This is a genomic window from Adlercreutzia sp. ZJ473, assembly GCF_013185065.1.
In the GTDB taxonomy this organism is placed as follows: domain Bacteria; phylum Actinomycetota; class Coriobacteriia; order Coriobacteriales; family Eggerthellaceae; genus CAAEEV01.
The window spans coordinates 1-2,823 of record NZ_JAAVTO010000104.1; the positions used below are offsets into that span (position 1 = coordinate 1).

The window sequence follows — 2,823 nt, forward strand, 5'->3', positions numbered from 1 at the left end:
TTCCCCTTCCGCGCTTTCACGCACGACGGCGTCAAGCCCCATCGTGGTCGCCACCAGGGCGCCGGAGTACGCCGGCGTGGCATCGCCGACGGCGCGCAGGAACTGGACGCCCGCGGCGCGCAGCGCGTCGGCGGCCGCGACCATGGCGTCGGGGGCGTAGTAGGGGTTCTCGGGCGTGGGGCCCTGCTGCCGCGCGTTGCGCTCGCGCACCTCGAGCTGCGCGAGGAGCGGGAGCGCCGTGGCGCCCGCCGCGCGTCGGGCCAGGTCAACGGCAGCTTCCTGAGGCGCGCCCGTGGCGAAGCCCGCCACGCTCACCTCGAGCTCCTCCATGATGGCCACGGCCTCCTCGAGCGTGCCGCGGCCGCTTCGCAGCGTGCCGTCGGCGGCCACGTCGACCGACGCGAAGACGGGCGCGTCGCTCACCTTCCGCAGCCCCATGAGCGCGCACTTGAGGTCGTCGCAGGTGGCGAAGCCGTTGAGGAAGAACGCGTCGAACTCCTCCTGCGCGAACAGGCGCCCCGCGCGGGCGTACTGGTCGCGATTTTCCCTAAGCGACGCCTTCGACGACGCGTCGAGCGGGAGCCCGCACGGCCCGATCTCGGCCAGCACGTGCTGGGGCACCTGGGCGCGAACCGCTCCGAGGGCGGCGCTGACCACCTCGGCGGCGCGGTCCTCCATGCCCGCGCGCGCCAGGCGCGCCGGGGTCACCGACGCCGTCGCCGCCACGAGGCACTGCGCGCCGGCGATGGACTCCAGCTTGTAGGCGTCCTCGAGCGTGTCGGGCTCGAGCAGCAGGGTGAACTCGACGTCGCGCTCGACGTCGATGCCGAGGCGCGCGAGCGTCGAGAGGACCGGCGTCGACAGCACGAGCATGTCCTTGTTGAGTCGCAGCTTGATGTCAGGCATGGGAAGCTCCTCCGCGGGTGACGCGCCCGCCTGCTGATGCGCGGGCGGACGCGGGATAGTCTTTCCTGCCATGATACACAGAAACCCGCCCGGGGCGAGCGCGGGGCGAGCGGAAGCCCGCCGACGGTGAGCGGAGTCGCCCGAGCGCACGCGCGCAACTCACCGCCAAAACCCCACCGCTCCAGCCGAGCCGGCGTGCGCGAGGCCGCGAATCGCGCGGCAGATGCCTATAATGAGCCGCGGCGGCTTGATGTGGTTCCCCTCCCGTCAAGCTCGCACTGCTTTATACCCCTAGAAAGCAGTTTGCAGCGAGTCAGCTCGCTGCATCATCCCCCTCCTCAGGGCCGGCAAGGTACCCCTCCTTAGCCGGCCCATTCTCTTTCCAGACGCAAAGCAGGCCAGCGGCGACATGGCCGCTGGCCTGTGAGTTTGCTGGCAGACACGCGCCCGCCAACCTGCCTGCCCGCGCGCCTGCCCGCCCGCACGCACACGCCACGCGCCCGCCTGCGGCGTGCGCTCAGCGGCCGTGCTCGAGCGGGCGGACGGCTATCTCGCGCAGCACCCAGGCGCCGTCGCGCTGCTCGAGCACGCAGAAGCTCACCGCCGCCGCAGCCTGCGGGAGCGCCGCCATGAGCGCCGCGGCGTCCGCAAGCGGCACCTCGACGTAGCCCACCGCGCCCAGCTCGTCCTCAAGCGCGCCCTCCTCAAAGGGAATGCCCAGCTCACGCGCGCGCTGGCACACCTCGCCGGCGTCGGCGGCAAACACCTTCGCCGACTTCGCGAAGAAGTCGCCCTCGTCGAAAGCGTGGAGCGGGAACTCGGCGCGCAGGGCGGGGTCCTGCCGGAGCGGCTGGTTCTGCGCGAATATCTGCCCCGAGTTCTTGTTGTCGAACGAGCAGTAGTGCACGCCGAGGCCCAGGCCCTCCTTCGCGGCGAAGCGCATGAGCTTCAGGGCCTCGGCCTCGCTGCCCGCGACGGGGAAGCCGCCCGCGTACCAGTAGTCGTAGAGGAGCTCGAACGGAGGCCGGCGCAGGGAGAAGCCCCGACGCGCGTAGGCGGCTGCGTTGTTGAGCGGGTAGCAGAACTCGAGCAGGTTGACGCCGCGCGCGCCCGCCGCGTCGAGGTCGCGCAGGAGGCGGCGCATCTCGTCGAGCGAGCCGGGGATGACGGGCATCTCCACGAGCACGTCAAGGCGGGGCACAGCATACCGCACCAGGTCGAGGACGCGCGCATACTCATCGGGGCCGTCTTCCAGCTTCACGCTGAAGCGCACCTCGTCAAGGCCCGCCGCGCACAGCTCGTCGACGAGGGCGGAGTCCATGCTCGCGCCGCTCGTGTAGAGCCTGACGTGGCATGCCGGGAAGAGGCGGCGCGCCGTGGCCACCGCCTCGACGAGCTCGCGGGGGAACAGGCAGGGCTCGCCGCCCGTCACCGCGAAGAAGTCGAGCGCCTCGCCGCTGGCGCTGAGCTGCTCGAGCTCGGCGGCGACGTCTCGCCGGTGGGCGAGGAAGTGCTCGTAGCCCTCCTGGGCCTTGTTGAAGCAGAAGTAGCAGCTCTTGGAGCACCGCAGGGAGATGAACGAGCTCATCATGCGCTCGCCCGTCCGGCAGCGCTCGCACGCCGGCGACAGCCAGCCCCGCGTGAGGCTCGCGCCGTTGTTCCGGCAGCGCCACGCCCCCTCCGCGCACGACCGCAGCGCGCGGGGCTGCGTCTCGGCCTCCTCGAACGACAGGCCCATCGCGGCCACCTGGCCGAGGTAGTCCTCCTCGAGCCCGTCATAGAACGCCTGGTAGCGGCGAAGCAGCTCCGCGCGCGCCGCGCGATCGGCGGCCACCGCTAGCCCTCGCGCCCGCCAGCCGGCTCGCCCGCGCGCCCCTCGGGCTCGCCGGCCCCGCCCGACGCGAGGCACGGGCCCTG

2 protein-coding genes are annotated in these 2,823 nt (G+C 72.2%); both read right to left on the reverse strand.

Annotated features, from left to right (window positions below):
* A partial coding sequence (locus tag HRL41_RS11785; protein WP_172137186.1) for a homocysteine S-methyltransferase family protein occupies positions 1–906 on the reverse strand: 906 nt, incomplete at its 3' end.
* A 517-nt stretch (positions 907–1,423) separates the two neighbouring features.
* Positions 1,424–2,740 carry a radical SAM protein gene (locus HRL41_RS11790; RefSeq protein WP_371808851.1) on the reverse strand — a complete coding sequence of 439 codons (1,317 nt, stop codon included), beginning with the start codon at positions 2,738–2,740 and terminating at the stop codon, positions 1,424–1,426.
* Positions 2,741–2,823 lie beyond the last annotated feature (83 nt).